The 22,929-nt window shown below is 37.2% G+C and carries 23 protein-coding genes; 3 read left to right on the forward strand and 20 right to left on the reverse strand.

The window, feature by feature from the left end; translation table 11 throughout:
- Positions 1-190: 190 nt before the first annotated feature.
- The 11 genes from ACQKII_RS22085 to ACQKII_RS22135 form a co-directional block, all read right to left on the reverse strand.
- Positions 191-679: an AraC family transcriptional regulator gene (locus ACQKII_RS22085; protein ID WP_427462603.1), complete on the reverse strand. Its 489-nt coding sequence runs from the start codon at positions 677-679 to the stop codon at positions 191-193.
- 42 nt (positions 680-721) lie between these two features.
- On the reverse strand, positions 722-1,093 hold the full coding sequence (locus ACQKII_RS22090; RefSeq protein WP_427462604.1) for a helix-turn-helix transcriptional regulator: 372 nt from the start codon (positions 1,091-1,093) through the stop codon (positions 722-724).
- Positions 1,094-1,336: 243 nt separating this feature from the next.
- Positions 1,337-1,816, reverse strand: a complete 480-nt coding sequence (rlmH, locus tag ACQKII_RS22095; RefSeq protein ID WP_427462605.1) for a 23S rRNA (pseudouridine(1915)-N(3))-methyltransferase RlmH — start codon at positions 1,814-1,816, stop codon at positions 1,337-1,339.
- A gap of 90 nt (positions 1,817-1,906) precedes the next feature.
- Entirely contained in the window at positions 1,907-2,071 is a 165-nt protein-coding gene (locus ACQKII_RS22100; protein WP_427462606.1) for a CxxH/CxxC protein, read from the reverse strand.
- A 182-nt stretch (positions 2,072-2,253) separates the two neighbouring features.
- The gene (locus tag ACQKII_RS22105; RefSeq protein WP_427462607.1) at positions 2,254-3,549 is read right to left on the reverse strand and encodes a S1C family serine protease; all 1,296 of its coding nucleotides are present in this window, start codon (positions 3,547-3,549) and stop codon (positions 2,254-2,256) included.
- Between the two features lie 269 nt (positions 3,550-3,818).
- Complete coding sequence (locus ACQKII_RS22110; RefSeq protein ID WP_427462608.1) at positions 3,819-4,607, reverse strand: MBL fold metallo-hydrolase; 789 nt, start codon at positions 4,605-4,607, stop codon at positions 3,819-3,821.
- Between the two features lie 2 nt (positions 4,608-4,609).
- Positions 4,610-5,422 carry a two-component system regulatory protein YycI gene (locus ACQKII_RS22115; protein ID WP_427462609.1) on the reverse strand — a complete coding sequence of 271 codons (813 nt, stop codon included), beginning with the start codon at positions 5,420-5,422 and terminating at the stop codon, positions 4,610-4,612.
- On the reverse strand, positions 5,409-6,734 hold the full coding sequence (locus tag ACQKII_RS22120; protein WP_427462610.1) for a YycH family regulatory protein: 1,326 nt from the start codon (positions 6,732-6,734) through the stop codon (positions 5,409-5,411). Before ACQKII_RS22120 ends, ACQKII_RS22115 begins: the two co-directional genes overlap by 14 nt.
- Positions 6,731-8,596 carry a cell wall metabolism sensor histidine kinase WalK gene (walK, locus tag ACQKII_RS22125; protein WP_427462611.1) on the reverse strand — a complete coding sequence of 622 codons (1,866 nt, stop codon included), beginning with the start codon at positions 8,594-8,596 and terminating at the stop codon, positions 6,731-6,733. Before walK ends, ACQKII_RS22120 begins: the two co-directional genes overlap by 4 nt.
- A gap of 5 nt (positions 8,597-8,601) precedes the next feature.
- On the reverse strand, positions 8,602-9,315 hold the full coding sequence (gene yycF / locus ACQKII_RS22130) for a response regulator YycF (RefSeq protein WP_427462612.1): 714 nt from the start codon (positions 9,313-9,315) through the stop codon (positions 8,602-8,604).
- Between the two features lie 404 nt (positions 9,316-9,719).
- Positions 9,720-11,186, reverse strand: a complete 1,467-nt coding sequence (locus tag ACQKII_RS22135) for a peptidoglycan DD-metalloendopeptidase family protein (protein ID WP_427462613.1) — start codon at positions 11,184-11,186, stop codon at positions 9,720-9,722.
- A gap of 331 nt (positions 11,187-11,517) precedes the next feature.
- On the opposite strand from ACQKII_RS22135, the gene ACQKII_RS22140 reads away from it, so the two are divergent.
- Both ACQKII_RS22140 and ACQKII_RS22145 read left to right on the forward strand, forming a co-directional pair.
- Positions 11,518-12,096 (forward strand): YitT family protein, encoded by a 579-nt coding sequence (locus tag ACQKII_RS22140; RefSeq protein WP_427462614.1) that lies wholly within the window; start codon positions 11,518-11,520, stop codon positions 12,094-12,096.
- The gene (locus tag ACQKII_RS22145; RefSeq protein ID WP_427462615.1) at positions 12,086-12,946 is read left to right on the forward strand and encodes a YitT family protein; all 861 of its coding nucleotides are present in this window, start codon (positions 12,086-12,088) and stop codon (positions 12,944-12,946) included. The genes ACQKII_RS22140 and ACQKII_RS22145 overlap by 11 nt, the downstream gene beginning before the upstream one ends.
- Positions 12,947-13,304: 358 nt before the next feature.
- On the opposite strand, the gene ACQKII_RS22150 is transcribed toward ACQKII_RS22145, so the two are convergent.
- The 8 genes from ACQKII_RS22150 to rpsF form a co-directional block, all read right to left on the reverse strand.
- Positions 13,305-14,594 carry an adenylosuccinate synthase gene (locus ACQKII_RS22150; protein WP_427462616.1) on the reverse strand — a complete coding sequence of 430 codons (1,290 nt, stop codon included), beginning with the start codon at positions 14,592-14,594 and terminating at the stop codon, positions 13,305-13,307.
- A 187-nt stretch (positions 14,595-14,781) separates the two neighbouring features.
- Positions 14,782-16,143, reverse strand: coding sequence for a replicative DNA helicase (gene dnaB, locus ACQKII_RS22155; protein WP_427462617.1), 1,362 nt, complete (start codon positions 16,141-16,143; stop codon positions 14,782-14,784).
- Positions 16,144-16,156: 13 nt separating this feature from the next.
- Positions 16,157-16,603 (reverse strand): 50S ribosomal protein L9, encoded by a 447-nt coding sequence (gene rplI / locus ACQKII_RS22160; RefSeq protein ID WP_427462618.1) that lies wholly within the window; start codon positions 16,601-16,603, stop codon positions 16,157-16,159.
- Positions 16,600-18,573, reverse strand: a complete 1,974-nt coding sequence (locus ACQKII_RS22165; RefSeq protein ID WP_427462619.1) for a DHH family phosphoesterase — start codon at positions 18,571-18,573, stop codon at positions 16,600-16,602. Before ACQKII_RS22165 ends, rplI begins: the two co-directional genes overlap by 4 nt.
- Positions 18,574-18,585: 12 nt before the next feature.
- Complete coding sequence (locus ACQKII_RS22170; RefSeq protein WP_427462620.1) at positions 18,586-19,527, reverse strand: YybS family protein; 942 nt, start codon at positions 19,525-19,527, stop codon at positions 18,586-18,588.
- A gap of 365 nt (positions 19,528-19,892) precedes the next feature.
- Entirely contained in the window at positions 19,893-20,129 is a 237-nt protein-coding gene (rpsR, locus tag ACQKII_RS22175) for a 30S ribosomal protein S18 (RefSeq protein WP_427462621.1), read from the reverse strand.
- Positions 20,130-20,175: 46 nt separating this feature from the next.
- Complete coding sequence (ssb, locus tag ACQKII_RS22180) at positions 20,176-20,745, reverse strand: single-stranded DNA-binding protein (protein ID WP_427462622.1); 570 nt, start codon at positions 20,743-20,745, stop codon at positions 20,176-20,178.
- A 36-nt stretch (positions 20,746-20,781) separates the two neighbouring features.
- Positions 20,782-21,072, reverse strand: coding sequence for a 30S ribosomal protein S6 (gene rpsF / locus ACQKII_RS22185; protein ID WP_010860723.1), 291 nt, complete (start codon positions 21,070-21,072; stop codon positions 20,782-20,784).
- A 174-nt stretch (positions 21,073-21,246) separates the two neighbouring features.
- Between rpsF and ACQKII_RS22190 the strand changes: the two genes are divergently transcribed.
- Positions 21,247-21,822 (forward strand): DUF3267 domain-containing protein, encoded by a 576-nt coding sequence (locus tag ACQKII_RS22190; protein ID WP_427462623.1) that lies wholly within the window; start codon positions 21,247-21,249, stop codon positions 21,820-21,822.
- Between the two features lie 9 nt (positions 21,823-21,831).
- Here ACQKII_RS22190 and ACQKII_RS22195 read toward each other — a convergent pair whose 3' ends face one another.
- A complete protein-coding gene (locus ACQKII_RS22195) occupies positions 21,832-22,848 on the reverse strand; it encodes an acyl-CoA dehydrogenase (protein WP_427462624.1) in 1,017 nt (338 codons plus the stop codon).
- Positions 22,849-22,929: the final 81 nt, after the last annotated feature.

Raw genomic sequence — 22,929 nt, forward strand, 5'->3', positions numbered from 1 at the left:
GTAACTCTCATTATACAGGATTTGGGGAGGTGCTCTATTTTCTTGTCATTTTAAGCTTAGAGCCGTAAGGTCTCAAAATTATGAAATTGACTCAATTATATAAAATTTCGAATAAAGGCTAAACTATACATATATAAACTTTATATAGTTCAGCCTTTTCTATTTTACTTAGATAATTATTATTGTATTTTTACTCAATCGGAACATAAATATCTGTCTTGCTCTTAGCTTTGAAGTTTTTTGGTGGCTCAGTAACGTATAATTCAAATGGGAATGAATCTCTTGGTGTGTATTCGCCTTTATTCAGTAACCAATCAGAATAAGCATATTTCCAAGCTTCTTCATACTCACCCAGCGTTAAATCATAATGTAATACTGCGTATTTCCCGCCAAAAGTCATCGTACCGATTTGTCCTTCTTCTTCAATTGCAGCATCTGATGGAACCGTCATTGCTACGCTAGTTCGTAAATTTTCTGAATCAGTTACGAAAGGATTGTCATGGTATATAGTCATTACCTTTGTGACATTATCTTTGATAAGATCATATTTTTTTGCGAATTTGAATAGTTCATTGAACATCTTACGACTATTTTTTCTAAACTCGACATAATTTCCTTTGAAGCGTATATAGATTACTTTCATTTCAATATTTTCTACTGTGATCGTTGGTTTTTCCATTAATATCATCTCCCTTAACTTAAGTATAGGGGAGACTATCTGCTATTTCTTGTCGTTTCTTGCTTTCCTGTATTCTAATGGAGACATTCCCAAATACTTCTTAAAAGCCTTGTTGAAGGTACTCGCATCATTGTAGCCATATTGGAGAGCAATATCTGTGATGCTCAAATCATTGCGGACTGCGAGGAATATCCCTGATCGCTCCACTTTTATTCTGGTAACAAACTGTTTCACCGTCTCGTCACTGTATTTGCTAAATATACGATGGAAATGATATTTGGACATATTTGCATTATTTGCTAAGTCATCTAGTGAGATTTTTTCGCTCAGATGGCTTTCAATATAATCTTCGGTCTTGTTCACCAATCGAATGTATTCATCCATGTCTTCACGCCAATCAAGTCTTTTATTCATTATAACACTGGAACATCTATTCAAAATCTCACGATACAAGTACGAACATTATTTTTCATCCGTTCGCATTTACGCCGCTATTTTCTGTTCGAATGATCCAGTGATCTCTTCTTCAACTATCTGCCTGTTAGTGGATCAAGAAAAACTGAAATAATAACATTTCGGTTCAACTTTTTTATAAACGGTGTAATTTTTTCAAGACTATCTCTTATTATATAATAAGTTCAAATTTCCGCTTTACTATCACTTGTGATACGGTTCACCCTTCATAATTCTGAAACTTCTATAAATCTGCTCGATTAACACAAGCTTCATCAACTGATGTGGTAATGTCATTTTACCAAATGATTGCTTTTCATCGGCACGCTTCAATACATCGTCATGTAAACCGAGAGAGCCTCCGATTACAAAGGCGATTTTACTTTTACCATACGTCATTAACGACTCAATATCTGATGCCATTTCTTCAGAGGTTTTCATCTTGCCATTGATGGCAAGGGCAATAACGTGTGTGTCTGGAGCGATTTTAGAAAGAATACGCTCACCCTCTTTTTTCTTGACAATTTCCATCTCGGCATCGCTTAGTTGCTCGGGTGCTTTTTCGTCTGGCACTTCAATTAAATCCATTTTTGCATAGCTACCTAGACGCTTTATGTACTCATCGATTCCCATTTTTAAATACTTTTCTTTTAGTTTCCCGACTGATACAATCGTTATATTCACACGTTATCCACCTTTACAATTCATTTACAAACAAATTATCCACAAAAGTTATCAACATATCCACAACCCTCTTCTATATATTGTGTAAAGTTATTTCCTTGATACAATATATTCTGCTGGCTCTTCACAGTAGTTGCATTTTGTGGATAACTTTTTATCCTCTTCGATTTTATCCATAATTGGGAATACTTTTTCCTCTGCCACGAACATGTCTAAAGCGTGATCTATATGCTTTTCACAGCTGTATTTTTCCATTTTTGCTTGACTCCTTATTTTCCGAAATTTCCACAAACTTATTCACAAATCAGTCTATGTTATCCACAACCTATTGTAACAAAGGAAAAGCGAGTAGGAAAGAAAAGACTTTCTTCCACTACCCGCTGTGTAAAGTTACTATTCACAATTTTCTAGTTATCCACACCACTTAAAGTTTCACTTTACAGTGTATCGCTATTTGTTAGCGTTAATGATAGCTCTACTAATTTACCTTGGCGATATACTTTCATTGTTAATTCATCACCCGTCTTTTTCTCATTATACAAATGTTTGCGTAAATCTATCGCTGTTTCAATTTTTTTGCCATCCATTTCCACAATGACATCATATTGTTTTGCTCCCGCTTTTGCAGCTGGTGAGTTAGCCATAACATCTGTAATCACAACACCTGTTGTTACTTCTTCTGGTAATGTCAACGTTTGTTGTTGGTAGAATGCCGGTACATCTGTTAAATCAACTAGTGAGATACCCATTGTTGGACGTTTCATTTCACCGTTTTGTTCTAACTCCTCAATAATTGGAATCGCTGAGTTAATTGGGATGGAGAAACCTAGTCCTTCGACAGAGGATTCTGCAATTTTCATGGAGTTAATGCCGACCAATTCACCTGCTAAGTTTACAAGTGCGCCACCACTATTACCTGGGTTGATAGCTGCGTCTGTTTGTAATACTTCTTGTTGCCAATCCTCCGTGCCATCTCCATTTAAGTCAACTGGAACGGAACGATCTTTACCTGAAACAACACCAGTCGTAACAGAGCCATAAAAGTCTAAACCAAGTGGATTCCCAATAGCAATTACAGTTTCCCCTTGTTTTAATACATCTGAGTTACCGAACGTTGCAACTGTTTTAACATTTTTAGCGCTAATCGAAACAATTGCTAGGTCTGTCCAGACATCACGACCTACTAATTGAGCCTCTTCTTTCGTGCCATCTGGCATTGTTACCTCTAACTGCTTGGCACCTTTAATAACGTGATTGTTTGTCACGATAAAAGCTTTGTCGCCTTCTACTTTATAAACAACACCTGAACCGCTTCCTGCCTCTTTTGTAGTTGTTGAAGGTTGACTCCAAAAGCCATTGCTTGTCACTTCTTGAATATTGGTGATTCCCACTACAGCCGCTGAGGCTTTTTCAACCGCTGCTGTGACATCCGTTGTTACTTCTGTTGCTACCTGATTGATGGTTGTCTCATTTTTGTCTGCACCGTTTGTTGTGGTCCCTGGCATTTGATTGACAAGTCCAGGTAGCATTAGCCAAACGAGTAAAGCGCCAATAATAACACCGATAAGACCGCTAAAGAAGTAACCGCCCTTTCCTCCGCCAACTTTCTTTTTTAAACGCTTTGACTGCATTTCCCTCTCGTCACGTTCGAGTCGCTCCTGTAAAGGTGATTTCTGTATTTCATCATTATTTAGAAAATCACTGTTTTTATCGTTATCTTGAAAATTACTCATCGTCCTCATCCTTTCATTTATTGCTATTTGTTAATTGTTACCCTTATCTTACAATTCAAACATTAAAATTAGATGAAAAATAAATAAAATGGACATAAAAATAGCTGTTCAATGCATTCATTTAAAAATGCGCTTGAACAGCTTTTCTTTTATGAAGACTCTGTTAAATCAATGGTTAATTTTCATGCCTGTATCCGCTGGCTAACCCGCTAAGATTCGATCTACAGGCACTCCAATCAACCCTACATAAAGCATCATTGCCCTTTATGTTAAACGGTTACTAACCTTGTTGGTTGGTCTGCGTCTGTATCATATAAATGAACATACTCGCCTGCAATAATACCGCATGATTGTAAGGTTTGCGCTACGCTCATTCGCGCCAATTCTTTCATGTTATTGTCCTTACTTAAATGTGATAAATAAATATTGGTCTGCTTTTCAAAAACAACCTCACTCATGGCAATAGCTGCATCCTCATTTGACACATGTCCTACATCACTTAAAATACGGCGTTTTACTGACCACGGATAACGTCCCATTTGCAGCATATTCACATCATGATTACTTTCAAAAACAAAGGAATCTGCACCACGGATTATCCCTTTCATACGATCACTCACATAACCTGTATCGGTAATGATAACAAGCTTGCGCCCATCCTCATGGAATGTATAAAACATTGGATCTGCGGCATCATGTGATACTGCAAAAGATTCAATCGCCAATGAGCCGAAATGTTTCACAGTATCCATCTCGAACTCGAATCTTTGCTCTACTGGAATATCACCCACGAGCCCATCCATTGCCTGCCATGTTTTGGCGTTTGCATAAATTGGGACATTATATTTTCGTGCTAACACACCAATTCCTTTAATATGATCACTATGCTCATGTGTTACAAAAATACCATTTAACTTTTTCATATTACGGTCGATTTTTACAAAGAGCTGCTCCATTTTTTTACCACTAAAGCCGGCATCAACGATAAATGCATAATCGTCGTTCTCCACATAAATCGAATTGCCTGTACTGCCACTTGCTAAAACACTAAATCGCATACTTAAACTCCCCAGTCTTGTTCTTCGCCCTCTTGCTTGTCCTCTTGGATTTCAATAACATTACCTTCAACAGCATTGACAAAATACTCTTCAGTTTCTCCATCCGATAATTTCACTCGTACTTCCCATGTTGGGACCAGTACCTGTGTTCGAGTTAAATAAACAAGTGTCGAGTAGCCTAACTTCATTTGCGTAATACGCGAATCTGGCTTTAACAGCCCTTTTGCATATAATGTCTGTAGAATTTGAAGTGGTGGAATTACACTTTCCTGTTGCTCCATCTCTTCAATACTATCAATCATTGTCTGCTCATACATTGTTACTTCGTTGTTTGTGTTCCATTGTACTTTTATTAAACCACTCTTATTGTAATAGAGCATTCGATTATTTGTTTTTTGGAAGAAGATTGCGACACGTTCCTCACGGTCGATCTTCCATAATGCATAGGAAGTACCTGCTTTGATATTCGCTTGGACAAACTCTGTAAAGCTCGTATCATCATTTACATTTCGTAATTTCACAGGACTCGCCAGAATAACGCGCGCTTGCGTTTCATCTATGATTTCCACTTGATTGACAAATTCAGCAGGTGTAAAATTATGGACTTTGCCTGAAATGTACGTAGCAGATTCTATACTATTGGGGAGTGCCCCATACGTAATATTATCATCTTCTAAACGAACTCCAATCGTTTTCTCACCAGATATCTCTACGTTCTGCGCCTCATTGTAACGATTCAAATACAACCAGTATAAGAAAATATTTAAGATTAAAAAAACGACAATAAAAATGGATTTTGTTCTATTCCAATCCATTTTTGACACCTCCTAGCATGTCAGGCGTCAATAAAATCCATGAACCATTGCGTATAACAAACCACCTTGGCTCTAAATTAAATAAACTTTCGTTTTCAACTTTTGTTAAATAATAGCCCACAACAATTTCATCTATATCTGATAATACAATATTATTAAGTGTATGAATTTTTTCAACTATTTCTGTTCCAGAAGGCAATTCTTTAATCTCTTTTTCCGAAGGTATATCCATATCTAACGAAAAGTATGATCGTTTATAACGGAAAATGCGATTGTCTCCCCAAACAGTTGTAATTCGGGTTGTTGCCTGATCACTATATACCGGGAATCCTTGTAAGTAGAGTTGGTAATCCAGTTGATTTTTGCTTGTACTTGTTGATACATATCGGTAATCCGCCGTGAAGCCCCCATGTTCATTGACAAATTCAAAACTACTATTTAATAGCTTTGACGGCTCTATTCTTTCACTACTTTCTGCAGCTGGATACACATAGTTCAGTGATTTTAACCTCGTATCGACCGTCATTAGCGACATGCCATCTGTATATTTTTCAGATGTCGCACTTTCAACATTACTCTGTACAATATTTGGGTCTGTAAATAACACATTTTTAAATGAATCTAGTGGTAGATCAACTATATAATACGTATACTTTACAGATTCAATTTTATCATTGGCAACATAAAGTGAAGTATAGCCATCACGCTCTATCTCTTTAAAAACACCATACTGTTTTGAAGGTTCAATGATATCATTTACAAACTGATTGGCGTTTGCAAGACTTACATGAGAACGTAACAGTGATTCGTTATTGCTACTAACGAAAAATATTTGTAATTCTTTATTGTTGTATTGGCTCCAATCTATAATCATACGATTGAAAGTTGTTTCTGGTAGTTCCTTATCAGCAAATTGAAAAATAGTGTTAAATGCTGAGAACGGAATCTCCCCTGTAAAAAAGACCGTCATGCGATTATTGGCACGCATCAGCTCATTTACGTAGTCTGGCGAAACTTTATTATTAATTCGCACCAAATCAAGAATATTCCAGCCCTTAAAGGCATTCATAATATCTTTCATAGCGCCATTCGATACAGTTCCTGTAAATTCATCTTCAGCACGATAAATAGCTTTATAAGGTCTGATAACATCTTCCTCATTTTTTTGTGCATCGATTAAAATTTCCTTGCCTTCTGTTTTTTCAATAAATTTATAATCCGGTGTGTATGTCCATATTATAAAGGTCAACACAACACTCAGCATTACGAGTAGAAATAAAACCGCCGATTTTACTGGTTCTAAATATTTCATTCCCACTCACCCGCCTCGTCAAATTCGTCTAAATCATATGGTAATGTGAAGAATATCGTTGTGCCATGACCTTCATCACTTTCCGCCCAGATTTTCCCGCCGTGTGCCTCAATCATTTCCCGTGCAATTGCTAGTCCAAGGCCTGTACCACCCATAGAGCGTGCACGTGCGCGGTCTACTCGATAGAAACGATCAAAAATACGACCGACATTTTCTTTTGGGATCCCCATGCCATCATCAGAAATCATTACCTTCAGCATATTCCCCTGAACCGTAAAGCCAAAGCGTACATTACCACCATCAGGTGAATACTTAATAGCATTGGAAATGATATTATCAATAACCTGTGTCACCTTATCTGTATCAAATTCTACATAATAAGATGCCTCTGGGAATAACCGTTCAAATACTACCTTATCCGACTTAGACATTTCAAAGCGATCGATGATGCGATTAAAAAATGAATTAAATAAGACAATATCTTTATTCAACTCATAATCTGCACTATCCATGCGAGATAACTGCAACAAGTCATTGACTAAGCGGATCATACGCTCGGTCTCTGTCTGTGTAACATTTAAAAATGTTGGTGCAATATTTTCATCTTTCCAAGCTCCATCAGCCAACGCCTCTAGATAACTGCGCATCGTTGTTAATGGTGTCCGTAATTCATGTGAAACGTTGGATACAAATTCTCTACGATCCATTTCAATCTTTTCCTGCTCCGTGTTATCATGTAGCACGGTAATTAAACCATTGATAAAGCCCGTCTCTTTTTGAATAACTGAGAAATTCGCGCGTAATATATATGGAGCCTCTGCCGTACTAAAATTTAAACTCACTGCATCGTTCATATAAATTAAATCTTCAAAGCTATATTCCTGATCGATGCCTAAAACAGATGCAATGGGACGGCCTAATGTAATATCTCTTGAAATATGCAATAACTCTAGTGCCGGATCATTAATAAGAATAATACGCCCTTTGCGATCAGTGGCAATCACACCATCTGTCATATTACTTAGAACCGAATTGAGCTTACGTCGCTCTGCCTCTGTTGTAGATTGTGCCTCCTGCAAGCGATTCGTCAAATGGTTAAAGGTAAGGGCGAGCTGCCCGATTTCATCCGTCCCATAAACTCGTACTTTACGTGAATAGTTCCCTTTTGCCATCGCCTGTGCCTGTTTTCGCATGTCAGCAATCGGCTGTGTAATCGTACGAGCTACTAAAATTCCTAAGAAGATAGTGATAACTAAAGACATCGCTGTTCCGCCCAGGAAAATACGGTTAATATCATTCAATTGTTCAAAAACTGATTCTATATTTGCTTCGATATAGAGTACCCCTATGATTTCATCATCAGGACCTGCTCCATCACGAATTGGGGTTGCTAACACCCATACTCGGTTTCTTGTTTTATTGTCGAGTTTTATAATATCAAATAACGTTTCTGCTGATATGGCACGGCGGACAAGGTCCGTATTCGAACGTTGTCCAATCAAATTTTGGTTCTCTACTTCTGATGTTGCGAGAATACGCTGTCGACTATCTATAACGCGAATTTCTAAAATATCTCCAGTCGAGATATCCTTCAAGCCTGTAGAAAATTCCTTCACGATGGACTTTAGGCTTTCTTCGAGCTTTGGCATACTTTCATCGCGTTCTTTTAAAATTTCTTCACGAATGCTATATTGCATCAAATCGACACGTTGAAAAATGGATTCTTGGAAATTATTCTTCAAATTTCGCTCTAATTCCCGTGCGAAATAGATGCCTATAATTTGCAAGGCTAGCATGATAAGTAAGATATAAATAAGCACTAGCTTGACATGAATTGATTTAAAGAAACTCACTTTCTGCATTCCATTTACTCCTGTTCAGGATTTCGTAAATAATAACCTACGCCACGTCGTGTCACAATCCAAGCTGGATGACTCGGGTTGTCCTCTATTTTTTCACGTAAACGACGAATCGTTACATCCACTGTACGTACATCACCGAAATAATCGTAACCCCATACGGTTTGTAATAGATGCTCACGTGTCATCACTTGTCCTATATGTTTACCTAAGTAATGCAATAGTTCGAACTCACGATGGGTAAGTTCGATTGATTCTTCACGCTTCATTACTAAATAAGCATCCGGCTGAATAACAAGAGAGCCTACAACAATTTCATTTGACTCTTCCTGTGCTTCTTCTGCAGCAGAGGCCACTACTTGTAACCGGCGCATGTTCGCTTTCACACGAGCAATCAGTTCCCGTGTACTAAATGGCTTCGTCACATAATCGTCTGCGCCCATTTCTAAGCCTAATACCTTATCAATCTCAGAGCCTTTTGCTGTCAGCATAATAATAGGAAAATCATATTTTTTACGCACTTCTCTACAAACTTCCATACCATCACGCTTTGGTAACATTATATCTAATAGCATTAGATCCGGCTGTTCTTCTTCAACCTTTTCTAGCGCTTCATCTCCATCATATGCACAAATAACTTTGTAGCCTTCTTTAATTAAATTAAACTGTAAAATATCTGCGATTGGTTTTTCATCGTCAACAACTAATATCGTTTTGTTCATCCATTCTCTCCCTTTCGCTATTCATCTATTCTAAAACAATGTGTATTATAAATTTCATTTTAGTGTATTGAAGTCTGATCTTGTCGTTTGGCTTTCGCGTAGAAAAACATTGTGTAACCTCATCGGCAAAGTAGTCAACTTTACTGAAAAAAGTTAAAAGTCACTACTCTTAACTCTAACATGCTTTTAGCTTCCATGCATTATTCATGATCAGTTTATCTTTTTTGACAATTTTCCCAATCTCTCTGGTGGTTAAGATTATTAAAATATCTTAGCGACGTTTCTAAATAATCATTGAGCGTTTCACCGATTAAAATAACTATATTTCTTGGGAAATAACATCATATTTTATGATTATATAAAAAAGGCAGCCCAGCGTTTGGACTGCCTTTTATACAAGTAAATTACTGACTTACGTAAGATAAAGGATTCACAAGCGCATCATTTTTCTCAACTTCAAAATGTAGATGTGTGCCTGTTGAATTTCCAGTAGAACCCATAATTCCAATAACTGATCCCTTTTCGACAACTTGTCCAACCTTTACATCAATAGAAGATAAATGTCCATATAGAGTCGTGTAGCCATTATTATGATTAACAACAATACGATTTCCATAGCTACCTGAAACCCCTGCTGCTACAATAACACCATTGTCTGCTGCAAGAATGTTGTAGTTACTAGGACGGGCAATGTCGATACCTCGATGTTGTGCACCCCAGCGTTGTCCCATTTGACTAGAGATATAGCCACCTACTGTCGGCCAAGTAAACTCACCTGTACCTCGAGAAGAGATAACCTTTGTACCTACAATTTCAATTTCATCAATAGGTTGCTGTACAATTGTTTCTTCTAAAGCTACTTTGGATGTACGTGTACCATTTTCAGATGTTAGTAAATAGGATGTTTCCTTTTTACCGTCAACACCTTGCTGTTTTATAACTGACTCACCCTTATACATCGTTGGGTCTTCTTCTATAACCTTCTTAAACGGAATTGTATCCGTAACTTTTTTTTCTTGTTTTACAGCAATTGTTACAAACGGTTTAGCAACAGTTACATTTACAGCTTGACCTATTTGTAATACTGTATCCACTGTAATACCAGGATTTAAAGCTAATAACTCAGCTGTTGTTAAACTATGTTTTTTAGCAACTGATCCTAAAACATCACCAGATTGAATTTTATATTCTTGTTGTTCGATAGAGCCTGTCATTAATAATTTCACTGCGTCCTCAGACGTTAGTATCGCATTTGGTGCTATCTTTTGTGTGACACCGGAAACACTTTGTTTAAAGGAAATATCTAAGATTCGCGTTTCACCAGATTTTAGAGATGGTAAACCATTAATAGCCTGTTGGTCAGCATGAAAACTTGCTAACTCTTGTGGTGAAACATACTGTAGCTTTAGCATACGCACAGTTTCTTCATAAGCATTCGCATCTTTTATATTGGCAATTGGTTTGTTATCTACTAATAATGAAAAAGCTGGCGTTTGTGCTATTAGCAATTGCTCAACCTTCTCTAAGGTTTCTGCATCCTTTGTTTCATTACTAAAGACTTGCTCTGGTATTATTTTTACAGCAGAGTTCGCATCTATAGAGAATTCTTTGTACTGATTACTTGCTTCTTTTTCTTTTGAAGCAATGATTTCCTTAACAGCTTTGTCATCAGATACAGTACCCATATATTTATTGTCTACATAAACATGATAGATTTTATGTAACGCTTCTTTATGATTAATTTCTTTGGCATACCCCATATTAATAGTTAAGCTTGCCACCAATACTGCAATAATTGATACCTTTTTAAAAGAAGAAAAATTGTAGGTGAATCTATTGTTTTCTTCTTTTTTATTCCAAGACGAATTCATCAATAAAGCCCCTTCCAACTTTACCCTATCATAGGTTTATTTACCCACAAGGATTTTTTTGCACCAATATAATGTACCATAAAGAAAATATTGATTGAATATTTTCTCCTTTTTGTAATGAAAATGTATTATTTCTCTACTAATTGTTACATAGCTCCTATTATTGTTAATTGTTATTCTATTGTATTTATATTCAATTACTCTGTTTTTTAAACAATTTTATCCTTTTGGCTTAAATTTTAGACAGTATTTAGACTTATTACTTTTTACTTGATTAATATTTCGATAAAATAGAGTAAAGTTAATACACTAATTGATTGGAGCGATTTATTTGAGTGATTCACAGACCTCCGCGAGAGCATCTCTCACGGGGAAAACACAAAAAGAGAATAAAGCCCACAGCCGTAGACTTCTAACAAGGACCATTATGGCAATCCTCGGTACTGTAATAATGACTGTTGGACTAGGGTTATTTTTAGTACCAAACCACATCATGGATGGTGGAGTCGTTGGTGTTTCTATTATCACTTCCCATTTATTAATTTTACCGCTTGGTATTTTTATCTTCGTTTTAAACTTTCCTTTTATCTTTTTAGGCTATAAACAGATCGACAAAACTTTTGCACTTTCTACAGCACTCGGAATGACTGTGTTTTCTTCCGCCACAACAATTTTTCTACATAATTTCGAACCATTTATAAGCAACGAATTACTGGTGACATTATTTGGTGGCATCATTTCAGGAGTTGGAATAGGTATCGTTAACCGCTATGATGGTTCTTTAGAGGGTACAAAAAAGCAGAGGATAGAATCCAAGATTATTGGTGTAAAGACGTTTTTACGCTGTTTATATATAAATAGCCAACCTTTAGTATTCATAAAGAAATTAGGTGTAAGTTATGGGGAATAAACGTAAAGGGGTAAAGTTCGCAACGAAGGTTTTAATGATTGTTATTGGAGGATTGATAGCAGCATATGGACTAGAAGCCGTATTAATCCCAAATAATGTATCAGATGGTGGTGTAACTGGTCTAAGTATCGTTGGTTCAAAATTGTTTGGATTACCACTAGGGCTTCTAATTGCATTGCTTAATATCCCATTCATATTTTTAGGATATAAACAAATTGGTAAAACTTTCGCTATCTTTTCTGTCATCGGTATTCTCTCTCTTGCAGTAGGCACAAGCCTTATGCATCACGTACCAACAATTATCCAAGGTGATACATTATTAGTGACAGTTGTCGGTGGTATTATAATCGGTTTTGGTATGGGATTGGCTTTGCGTAATGGTGGAGCACTAGATGGTATTGATATGTTAGCCGTACTACTTTCTCGAAAATTACCATTTGGTACAAGTGATTTAATTCTTTTTTTAAATCTGTTTGTTTTCATTATTGTTTCCACTGTATTCGGTCTACAGGGCGCAATATTGTCGGCAATCGCATACTTTATTGCGTCCAAAGTAATTCATATCGTCGAAGAAGGTTTAAGTGGTTCTAAAACCTTTAATATTATTACAAATGAACCAGAATTAATGGTAGAGACCATTCGAGACCGTTTGGGACGAACTGCGACGTTTAAAATTGTTCAAGGTGCTTATTCCAATCAACAATTTAAAGAAATCTCTTGTGTCATTAATCGTTTGGAGGATAGTAAAATAAAACAAATCATCCATGAAATTGACCCAACTGCTTTTGTTACAGTATATGAAGTGGTAGAAGTTAAGGGTGGAAATTTCAAAAAACGAGATATTCATTAATTAAAAATACAGGATATCGTTTACAAAAGACGAACTGTGATTGCAGCTCGTCTTTTCCATACCATTTTTTAATTCTAATTTCAGTACAATTTTTTCATTCTCAAAATCCAAAATTTTTTATAATTTTTAAACAGATTTTTCTACATATGGACAACTCATATTTTAGAAGACATACAGCAACTAAAAATTTCGGCTTTTTCCTTAGTCGTCAACTATTCAGTTCTTAATGTATGGTCTGTAATTTTAGTATAAACCACTGTCATTTCGTGTGATGCTTGTACTAACCAGAAGAAGGGTATTCACTAAAAGTCAAAATAAAAAGAAGCAATGGTGTCTGTACCATTGCTTCTTTTGTTGATTATGCTTCCCAAATATCTATTAAAACGTTCGTTTGCTCACGAGCAGGACCGACAGAGAAGGTAGCAATTTGAATGCCAGTTAATTCGCTTACACGCTCTACATAGCGTCGTGCATTCTCTGGTAACTCTTCTAATGTTCGGCAGCCTGTAACATCTTCTGACCAGCCTGGAAGTTCTTCATAAATAGGTTCACATTGTTCGATAATATGAAGATTCGCTGGATACTCCGTAATTGTTTCATCTTTGTATTTATAAGCCGTACAGATTTTGACTGTCTCTAGACCAGATAAAACGTCGATTGAGTTAAGCGCTAAATGTGTAATACCGCTTACACGACGTGAGTGACGTACGACAACCGTGTCAAACCAGCCTACACGTCGAGGACGTCCAGTTGTTGTACCATATTCGCGACCAACTTCACGAATTTGCTGACCAACTTCATCAAATAATTCTGTTGGGAATGGGCCATCTCCTACACGTGAAGTATAAGCTTTACATACACCAATAACACTTGAAACTCGTGATGGGCCAATACCAGCACCAATAGCTACACCACCAGCAACAGGATTTGAAGAAGTAACAAACGGGTAAGTACCTTGATCGACATCGAGTAAAATACCTTGTGCTCCTTCGAATAAAACTTTGCCGCCCTCATCTAATACATCATTTAAAATTTTTGAAGTGTCAGTTACATATTTCGCAATTTCTTGCCCATAGCCGTAATATTCTTCAAATATTTCCTCGAATGTAATACCTTCAACCTCATAAAATTTCTCGAATAATTTATTTTTAATGGCCAAATTTTGACGTAGTTTTTCTTCAAATATTTCTTTATCTAACAGATCAGCCATACGGATTCCGATACGCGCAACTTTATCTTGGTAGCAAGGACCGATACCTTTACAAGTTGTACCGATTTTATTATCGCCACGGCTTTCTTCATCTGCGATATCTTGTTTAATATGATACGGTAAAACAACATGAGCACGATTAGAAATACGAAGATTATCTGTATCAATGCCACGCTCCTGCAGTCCTTTCAGTTCTGTTACAAGCGACTTAGGATTGACAACCATACCATTTCCCATTACTGAAGTTTTTTCTTTATAGAAAATACCCGATGGAATTAAATGTAGTTTATATGTTTCACCTTCAATTTTAATGGTATGTCCTGCATTATCGCCACCTGCAAAACGAGCGATTGCCTCCGCCTTTTGGGAAAGAAAATCGGTAATTTTGCCTTTTCCTTCGTCTCCCCACTGTGTTCCTACAACTACAACTGATGTCATAATCAGCACCTCCGTTAGATACTTACTGTATCTCATTTATCAAGCGTTAATTATTGTAACAATGATAGAAACCTCTAGTCAACAAAAAATAGTCAAAAACACGAACATAAAATCAAATGGAATGATTTAACGTTCGTGTTTAATGACGGAATGGTATGAATATTATCTCATTTCCAGATTAATATTACTAATCACGTGGTGGTGGTGGCGGCATCTGTGACCAATCCACGTTAATAAATTTATTGAATTCCTTTTTGAATGCAAGAGTTACAGTACCGGTCGGGCCGTTACGTTGTTTAGCAATAATAATTTCAATCATATTTTTACTTTCAGATTCTTTATCGTAGTAATCGTCGCGGTATAAGAATGCAACAATATCGGCATCCTGCTCAATACTTCCCGATTCACGTAAGTCACTCATCATTGGTCGCTTATCTTGACGTTGCTCAACGCCACGAGAAAGCTGTGATAAAGCAATAACAGGTACCTTTAATTCACGTGCCAATCCTTTTAATGAACGCGAAATTTCTGATACTTCCTGTTGGCGGTTTTCACCTGGTTTACCACTACCTTGAATTAATTGTAAATAGTCGATTAAAATCATACCGAGACCATGCTCTTGTGCTAAACGACGACACTTTGCTCGTATTTCATTGATACGTACACCTGGTGTATCGTCAATAAAAATACCTGAATTCGATAAACTTCCCATTGCCATTGTTAGTTTACCCCAATCCTCGTTTGTTAAAGCACCGGTACGCAAAACTTGAGCATCAATATTCCCTTCTGCACAAAGCATACGCATCACCAATTGCTCTGCACCCATCTCTAACGAGAATATGGCAACATTTTCTCGTGCCTGAACTGCCACACTCTGCGCAACATTCAGCGCAAAGGCAGTTTTCCCTACAGAAGGACGGGCTGCAACAATAATTAAGTCATTACGCTGGAAGCCAGCCGTAATATGGTCTAGATCACGGAATCCTGTAGGAATACCCGTAACATCCCCCTTACGTGATTGTAGCTGCTCGATATTATCGAAGGTCTCTACTAAAACGTCTTTTACATGCTTAAAGTCACCTGCATTTTTGCGATTGGCAACTTCCATCATCTTCTTCTCAGCTTCGCCAAGTAGTGCCTCTACTTCGTCCTCACGTGTATAGCCATCCTCCACGATTTTTGTGGCTACACGAATTAAACGACGTAATAAAGCCTTCTCTTCAACTATTTTAGCGTAGTGGGCAACGTTTGCTGCCGTAGGGACAGCATTGGCGAGCTCTAGTATATATGATAGCCCGCCAACGTCTTCAATCTCTTTTTTTGCTGATAATTCCTCAGTAACTGTTACAACATCTATCGCTTTTCCTTGATCACTTAAGCGCAGCATTGTTTCAAAAATTTTCTTATGTGCATTTTGATAAAAATCGTCTGCTAGAAGAATTTCTGATGCCGTAATTAAAGCCTGTGGTTCTAAGAAAATTGCACCGATAACCGATTGCTCCGCTTCCCGGTTATGCGGTGGAACGCGGTCCATCATCGGTTCGCTCATGGATAGTCGCCCCTTATTCTTCCGTTACATGTACTTTTAATGTCGCCGTTACTTCATGGTGCAGCTTCACAGGTACATTTGTAAAACCTAGTGCACGAATTCCATCATTTAAAGTCATTTTACGTTTATCGATTTTAATGCCGTGTACTTTTTGTAGTGCATCTGAAATTTGCTTTGTAGAAACTGAACCAAATAGACGGCCACCTTCTCCTGATTTCGCTTTTAGCGCTACAGTTAAAGTCTCTAATTTTTCTTTCAATGCTTTTGCTTCAGCTAACTCTGCTGCTGCATTTTTTTCTTCTAATTTTTTTTGTCCATCTAATTGACTCATAGCTTGTGCATTTGCTTCTGCAGCATAACCGTTTTTTATAAGGAAATTTTGTGCATAGCCATCTGCCACATTTTTTATTTCCCCTTTTTTCCCTTTACCTTTAACATCTTTCAAAAATACTACTTTCATGATTCTGAACTCCCTTCGAGTACCTCAAATATGGCCTCTTCTAAATATTTTTTCACTTCATCAATAGTAAGAGCTTTGATTTGACAGGCTGCATTCGTCAAATGCCCACCGCCGCCAAGCTTTTCCATAATAAGCTGTACATTTATTTCTCCAAGTGATCTTGCACTAATGCCTATTAAGCCATCTGAGCGGTGTGCAATGACAAAAGAAGCATTAACATCTTTCATTGTTAGTAAAATATCTGCTGTTTGTGCGATTAAGACAGAATCATACACTTTCGAATCTTCACCCACGGCAATGGCAACACCTGGCTTTACGAACTTCACAGTCTGCACAATTTTTGAACGTTCAATATACGTATCCACATCTTCTTTTAGTAAACGCTGTACTAAAACTGTATCAGCACCGTTTGTTCTTAAATAAGAAGCCGCCTCAAAGGTACGAGCACCCGTACGAAGTGTGAAACTCTTTGTGTCAACAATTATCCCAGCTAGTAATGCGGTTGCCTCTAACATATTTATTTTTGCACGTTTAGGCTGATATTCTAGTAACTCAGTTACAAGCTCAGCAGTGGACGAAGCATATGGTTCCATGTAAACGAGTGTTGGATTTTCTATAAAATCCTCACTACGACGGTGATGGTCAATCACAACAACCTTCTCCGCTAATTTTAATAAGTATGGATCTATCACTAAATTTGGTTTATGTGTATCGACAATAACGAGCAAGGATTTTTCTGTCATTTTTGCCGCAACCTCTTCTGGTGTTAAGAAGTTTTCATAGAAATCAGATTTTCTTTCTATTTCACTCATTAAACGTGTTACGCTTCCGTTTAATTCGTCAAAGTTTATGACAACATAACCCTTTACATCATTCATTTGTGCCATTTTACGTACACCTACAGAAGCACCAATTGAGTCCATATCAGGATTCTTATGACCCATGACAAACACTTGATCACTATCCTGCATCAAATCACGCAGAGCATGTGAAATGACGCGAGCTCTAACACGCGTTCGTTTCTCTACAGGATTCGTTTTCCCACCAAAGAACTTCAGCTTTCCAGTAGGTTGCTTGATGGCTACCTGATCACCACCACGACCTAAAACGAGGTCAAGGCTTGATTGGGCCAATTCACCAAGTTCCACCAAAGATGAAGATCCTGCACCAACACCAATACTAAGCGTTAGTGAAAGATTTTTCTGTGCTGTTTTTTCACGAATTGTATCTAAAATAGCAAATTTTTTCTTTTCAAGTTCTGTTAAAATCGATTCATTTAATACCGCTAAAAAACGATCCGATGAAATACGTTTAACAAATATTCCATGCTCCGCAGCCCAATCATTCACAATCGATGTCACCATCGTATTTGTTAAACTTCGAAGCTGATCATCCATTGCTTGTGCTATTTCGTCATAATTATCCACAAATAAAATCGCAATAACTGTACGATCTGCAAAATACTGTTTTTCAATCGCAATTTGCTCAGTAACATCGAAGAAGTATAACAAGCGCTCTTCTTCTTTATAAAACACTCGATATTTACGATCACGAAGGGTAATGGTTGTTTCCTTGGTTTCTTCGGTCTTCATCAACACATATATATCATCGGATATATTAACAATCCCTTCGCCCACTAATGTCTCCCTATTTAGGACGCCTTGCATATATGGATTCGACCATTCAATCTCAAATTGTTCATTCACAAGCAAAATGCCAATTGGCATTTCAAGTAATGCTTCTTCTCCAACCTTTTTCATACGAAAGGAAATGGATTCGATATGCTTTTCTGTCTCTTCAAAAGTTACTTGTTCAACCTTCCACGTATACACCATTATCAGAACAAAACCTATTCCATAGCCGATTCCTAAACCGATATTCCAAATACATAGAAGTACGAACGTCACGATGCCAAAAATGGAAAGAACAATTAGTGGATAGCGGATTGGTCGTTTTCTAAAAGTCCCCATTAGATCAGCCCCTTAGTCATTAGTCTTTCCTTTAACAAGTGAACGAACGTTGAAACCTAAATCCACAATACCTAGTAAAATGATGAATGACGACAATGGTATTGCCAATAAACTGGCGATCCATTTCACAGCATTCGGCATTCCTTTTTTGGAAATAAAATAATGGATAAAGGAAATCCCTTGCAGGATTAATAATAGCCATAAAATATAAGACACATTTAAAACAATTATATCTAACATAGTGCCGGCTTCTGGACGTATAAATAAATTAATGGATAAAACAATCATGTAGTACCATAAAATAGAGCGTGGTAAACGCATATTTTGAAATGGTGCAAACTTTGGCACAGCTAGACCTAAGCGTTTTAAAATAGGTAAATTCAAAGTAATTATAATGAATGCTACCATAAATGCAAAAATCGTTATAGCTGCAGGGATTGTCAGCTCAATTGTTCTAAACATTACCTCTAATTGTTCTGGTTTAATCGCTACCTGTCCAGTTACACTTTTAGCGAGCTCGTTCGATTGTTCATAATTTTCCCGAACGATGTCCAAACTCATATCAATCATGTTAATGCCTGCTAAACGCACATAAGCTATATAGACTAGCGCTGTTGATAACAGTACAGCAATACCCGATGACATGAGTAAATAAAGTTTGCTTTTTTTCAGGTGAATCGCATTACCTATTACTACTCCAAGCAAGCCCATGGTAAAGGCGAACGGTAACATAGTAATGCCACTCATTAAAACAGTTAAAATACAGCCTACAACTGCTACGAGTATTGATGAGGAACGCTTGTAATTTGCGCTATACCAAGCAATCGGTAATGGGGCAAATAATAAGGCTATCATAAACATAAATGGGATATACGCAGAGATAATCATTAAGATTGTAAAAATTGCGACCATCATTGAGCCTTGCACAAGCGCCTTGGTTTGATTATTCGGCATTGAAAACCTTCCTTTTTTTCAGTCAAACTTACTAAAGCTTATTGTACCATTTTTTCACGTTATTGAACAAAAAACGCTAAGAACAACTATTTCCTTTAGGCAAAATCTATGCAGCATACATGCACAAAAACACTTATACATTCGACAAGCACCCTCGTACGAGTAAACGCTCTCTATATTCTCAAGAGGAATTGCTTAGTATCTTTAAGCTATAACATTTTATTTCTGGCGAAAATAATGCCTTATCGAATACACCTCTTAAAAACATTTATTCCATAACAACAAAAAACCAGCATTTCGATACGAATATCGAAATATGCTGGTTTAGAAATTAATGCAGGGTGTATTCCCTCGCAATAACAATCTTATTTGTCTTCTGATACGAATGGAAGTAATCCCATGATACGAGATACTTTAATAGCAGAAGTTAATTTACGTTGGTACTTAGCGCTTGTGCCAGTTACGCGACGTGGAAGAATTTTCCCGCGTTCAGAGATGAATTTTTTTAATAAATCTACATCTTTATAATCAATATTTGTAATGTTATTAGATGTAAAATAGCAAACTTTACGGCGTTTGCGGCCTCCGCGACGTGGTGCCATAGTGATGTCTCCTCCTTATTAGTTTATAGTTTTTGTAGATAGAAGATTAGAATGGAAGATCATCCTCTGATACTTCAATCGGCCCCTTACTGTTAGCAAAAGGATCTTCATCTACACGTGTATAGTTCGGCTGATTCATTGGTGGTTGATTTTGCTGATAAGAATCGCCGCCAAATGAACCTTGCTGAGGCATCGCGCCACCAAACTGTTGTTGTGGTTGACCACCGCCATATGACGGTTGGCTATTTGCGTAAGATTGTCCACCGTATTGGTTAGATGCCGGAGCACCTCCGCCACTACGAGGCTCTAAAAACTGTACGCTATCTGCCACTACATCAGTTGTATATACACGCTTACCATCTTGTCCTTCATAGCTACCTGTTTGGATACGACCTTCTACTCCAATCAAACTTCCTTTTTTCATGAAGTTCGCTAAGTTTTCGGCCTGTTTGCGCCAAGCAACACAGCTAATGAAATCTGCTTCTTTTTCACCTTGTTGGTTTGAAAATGTACGATTTACAGCAACTGTAAATCGAGTAGACGCAATACCATTTGGTGTGTAGCGTAGCTCGGGATCTTTTGTTAGTCTACCAACTAGTACGACACGGTTTATCATCAGAATACAACCTCCTTTTCAGCATTTTGTTTAAAATTATTTTGCTTCTTCGCGAACTGCAATGTGACGAATGATATCTTCGCTGATGTTAGCAAGACGTGTATATTCGTTGATTGCTTCTGAAGTAGCGTTTACTTTTACGATTTGGTAGTAACCTTCGCGGAAGTCTTTAATCTCGTAAGCTAAGCGGCGTTTGCCCCACTCTTTTGCTTCGATGACTTCAGCACCGTTAGAAGTTAAGATTTCGTTGAAACGTTCAACTAAAGCTTTCTTCGCTTCGTCTTCAATGTTCGGACGTACGATGTACATTAATTCGTATTTTCTCATCTGTTTACACCTCCTTATGGACTCAGGCTCTCCTGTTGACAGGGAGCAAGGAGCAAGTAATAATTATTACTCACATCAATGAATTGTAACACATAGCTATATGTCTTTCAAGTCGCAAACTAAGAATTCATTCGATATAATAAATGATAGTTAGTTCATAGAGGGGGCTTTTTTATGCAACCAGATAAGGAACCTGTTGTGATTGAATTGGATATAAAAAAACTAATGATGGACAATATAGTTGTCACGACTGGTCTAGTCATATTATTTATTGCCATTCAATATATTTGCTTAAAAGATTTTCAATTTTCATTTTGGGGTACGTTTAGTGCGAGCATCCTATTTGTCGTCCTCTATATTGTCCTCATTATACTACATGAAACCTTTCATCTAATTGGGTTTATGCTCTTTGGTGGGGTACCATTTAAATCATTAAAATACGGTGTAAATTTAGAACTTGGTGTAGCTTATGCAACAACTGATCAACCACTACCTAATCATGCAATGAAAAAAGCATTGTTGCTACCATTTTGGACAACTGGTATCTTACCGACAATTACTGGTTTCTATGTCAATAGTACTGTATTACTTCTAGTAGGGGCTTTTTTAATAGCAGGGGCCATTGGCGATTTTGCCATGTACAAAGAATTACGCAAATATCCAAAAGATGCTCTTGTACAAGACGATCCCCAATTTCCAAAGCTTTATGTTTATCCTACACAGAAAAAAGAGACATTCAAAAAGAAATAATAGACCACTTTATGGCGTTAAAAATCCGTGTTGTGCAGCCGTGCACAGATTTCGCCAAATACGATTAATCGTAGATGTCTCAAGTATTGCGTCCATACCGAGACTACGAATTATACTATTGGCAATATCCACACAAGCTGCTGCACCCTCTTTGCTGATCTGTGAAAATTGCTTTAACTCTTCATTGGTCAGCTGTTGTCCTTTCTTATGTTGCAGCCAATACGACGTCAACTTTGTATAAAATTGCGCTTCAAATTGTTTAAAGCGCTTCAGTTGCTCATCTATTAAAAACAGCTGTGCTTCATTGTTTTTTTGTTTCATTAAAATTGATGCCTCTTCTAAGAAATTATCTGTTATACCTAGGCAAACACTTAAAAAGGAAGCCTCAGCAAAGGTACCAAATGGAAAGCTATGTACCCAACCACCATAACTATTTCTATTTATGCCTAATTGAAAAGTTGCTTCTTGTGGTACCCATACATCCTTTACACGAATTGTATGACTAGCAGTAGCTTTCAACCCCATCGCTCGCCAATCATGCAGAATTTCAACATACTCTCGGCTGACTGCACAGCTTATAATGTCCTCAGTTTTAATGCCGTCTCGCTCAATAAAGCAGTTCATGGTAAAGGTTGTAGCGTAGTCCGAGCCACTACAAAACTTCCATTGTCCCGTTACCCTGTAACCACCGTCTTTTTTTACGGCTATCCCTGTAGGGTAACCGCTTCCGGCTATTACTGAATCAACTGATGAAAAGATTTTTTTACAAACTTCTTGATTCAATGTAGGGATAAATATATTACCACCTGTTCCAATTGTCACAAGCCATCCAAAATTACCATCTAGAGAAGACATCTGTTGAAAAACCTTAATACCCTCTAGTAAATCTAAATTTTTACCACCTAATTCAGGCGCTACAAATAACTTAAAGAGTTGATGCTCATAAATAATCTCTAATATATCTTTTGGCAACTTACCATGTTGCTCTATTTCTAAACCACGTTCTTTAATTTGGGCTATATTCATAACATATGCCTCCTCAGAAAATGAAAATTCAGATAACTATATAGCTAAAAAAGGGCAATCTTTTGCGATTGCCCTTTCACT

It is taken from the genome of Lysinibacillus sp. NPDC048646 (assembly GCF_050272295.1).
Lineage (GTDB): Bacteria > Bacillota > Bacilli > Bacillales_A > Planococcaceae > Lysinibacillus.

What these genes read in the sequence shown, in the direction of transcription:
- ACQKII_RS22085 (WP_427462603.1), bottom strand. Translation starts at nt 679, where the DNA reads ATGGAAAAACCAACGATCACAGTAGAAAATATTGAAATGAAAGTAATC.
- ACQKII_RS22090 (WP_427462604.1), bottom strand. Translation starts at nt 1,093, where the DNA reads ATGAATAAAAGACTTGATTGGCGTGAAGACATGGATGAATACATTCGA.
- ACQKII_RS22100 (WP_427462606.1), bottom strand. Translation starts at nt 2,071, where the DNA reads ATGGAAAAATACAGCTGTGAAAAGCATATAGATCACGCTTTAGACATG.
- ACQKII_RS22105 (WP_427462607.1), bottom strand. Translation starts at nt 3,549, where the DNA reads ATGAGTAATTTTCAAGATAACGATAAAAACAGTGATTTTCTAAATAAT.
- ACQKII_RS22110 (WP_427462608.1), bottom strand. Translation starts at nt 4,607, where the DNA reads ATGCGATTTAGTGTTTTAGCAAGTGGCAGTACAGGCAATTCGATTTAT.
- ACQKII_RS22115 (WP_427462609.1), bottom strand. Translation starts at nt 5,422, where the DNA reads ATGGATTGGAATAGAACAAAATCCATTTTTATTGTCGTTTTTTTAATC.
- ACQKII_RS22120 (WP_427462610.1), bottom strand. Translation starts at nt 6,734, where the DNA reads ATGAAATATTTAGAACCAGTAAAATCGGCGGTTTTATTTCTACTCGTA.
- walK (WP_427462611.1), bottom strand. Translation starts at nt 8,596, where the DNA reads ATGCAGAAAGTGAGTTTCTTTAAATCAATTCATGTCAAGCTAGTGCTT.
- yycF (WP_427462612.1), bottom strand. Translation starts at nt 9,315, where the DNA reads ATGAACAAAACGATATTAGTTGTTGACGATGAAAAACCAATCGCAGAT.
- ACQKII_RS22135 (WP_427462613.1), bottom strand. Translation starts at nt 11,186, where the DNA reads ATGAATTCGTCTTGGAATAAAAAAGAAGAAAACAATAGATTCACCTAC.
- ACQKII_RS22145 (WP_427462615.1), top strand. Translation starts at nt 12,086, where the DNA reads ATGGGGAATAAACGTAAAGGGGTAAAGTTCGCAACGAAGGTTTTAATG.
- ACQKII_RS22150 (WP_427462616.1), bottom strand. Translation starts at nt 14,594, where the DNA reads ATGACATCAGTTGTAGTTGTAGGAACACAGTGGGGAGACGAAGGAAAA.
- dnaB (WP_427462617.1), bottom strand. Translation starts at nt 16,143, where the DNA reads ATGAGCGAACCGATGATGGACCGCGTTCCACCGCATAACCGGGAAGCG.
- rplI (WP_427462618.1), bottom strand. Translation starts at nt 16,603, where the DNA reads ATGAAAGTAGTATTTTTGAAAGATGTTAAAGGTAAAGGGAAAAAAGGG.
- ACQKII_RS22165 (WP_427462619.1), bottom strand. Translation starts at nt 18,573, where the DNA reads ATGGGGACTTTTAGAAAACGACCAATCCGCTATCCACTAATTGTTCTT.
- ACQKII_RS22170 (WP_427462620.1), bottom strand. Translation starts at nt 19,527, where the DNA reads ATGCCGAATAATCAAACCAAGGCGCTTGTGCAAGGCTCAATGATGGTC.
- rpsR (WP_427462621.1), bottom strand. Translation starts at nt 20,129, where the DNA reads ATGGCACCACGTCGCGGAGGCCGCAAACGCCGTAAAGTTTGCTATTTT.
- ssb (WP_427462622.1), bottom strand. Translation starts at nt 20,745, where the DNA reads ATGATAAACCGTGTCGTACTAGTTGGTAGACTAACAAAAGATCCCGAG.
- rpsF (WP_010860723.1), bottom strand. Translation starts at nt 21,072, where the DNA reads ATGAGAAAATACGAATTAATGTACATCGTACGTCCGAACATTGAAGAC.
- ACQKII_RS22190 (WP_427462623.1), top strand. Translation starts at nt 21,247, where the DNA reads ATGCAACCAGATAAGGAACCTGTTGTGATTGAATTGGATATAAAAAAA.
- ACQKII_RS22195 (WP_427462624.1), bottom strand. Translation starts at nt 22,848, where the DNA reads ATGAATATAGCCCAAATTAAAGAACGTGGTTTAGAAATAGAGCAACAT.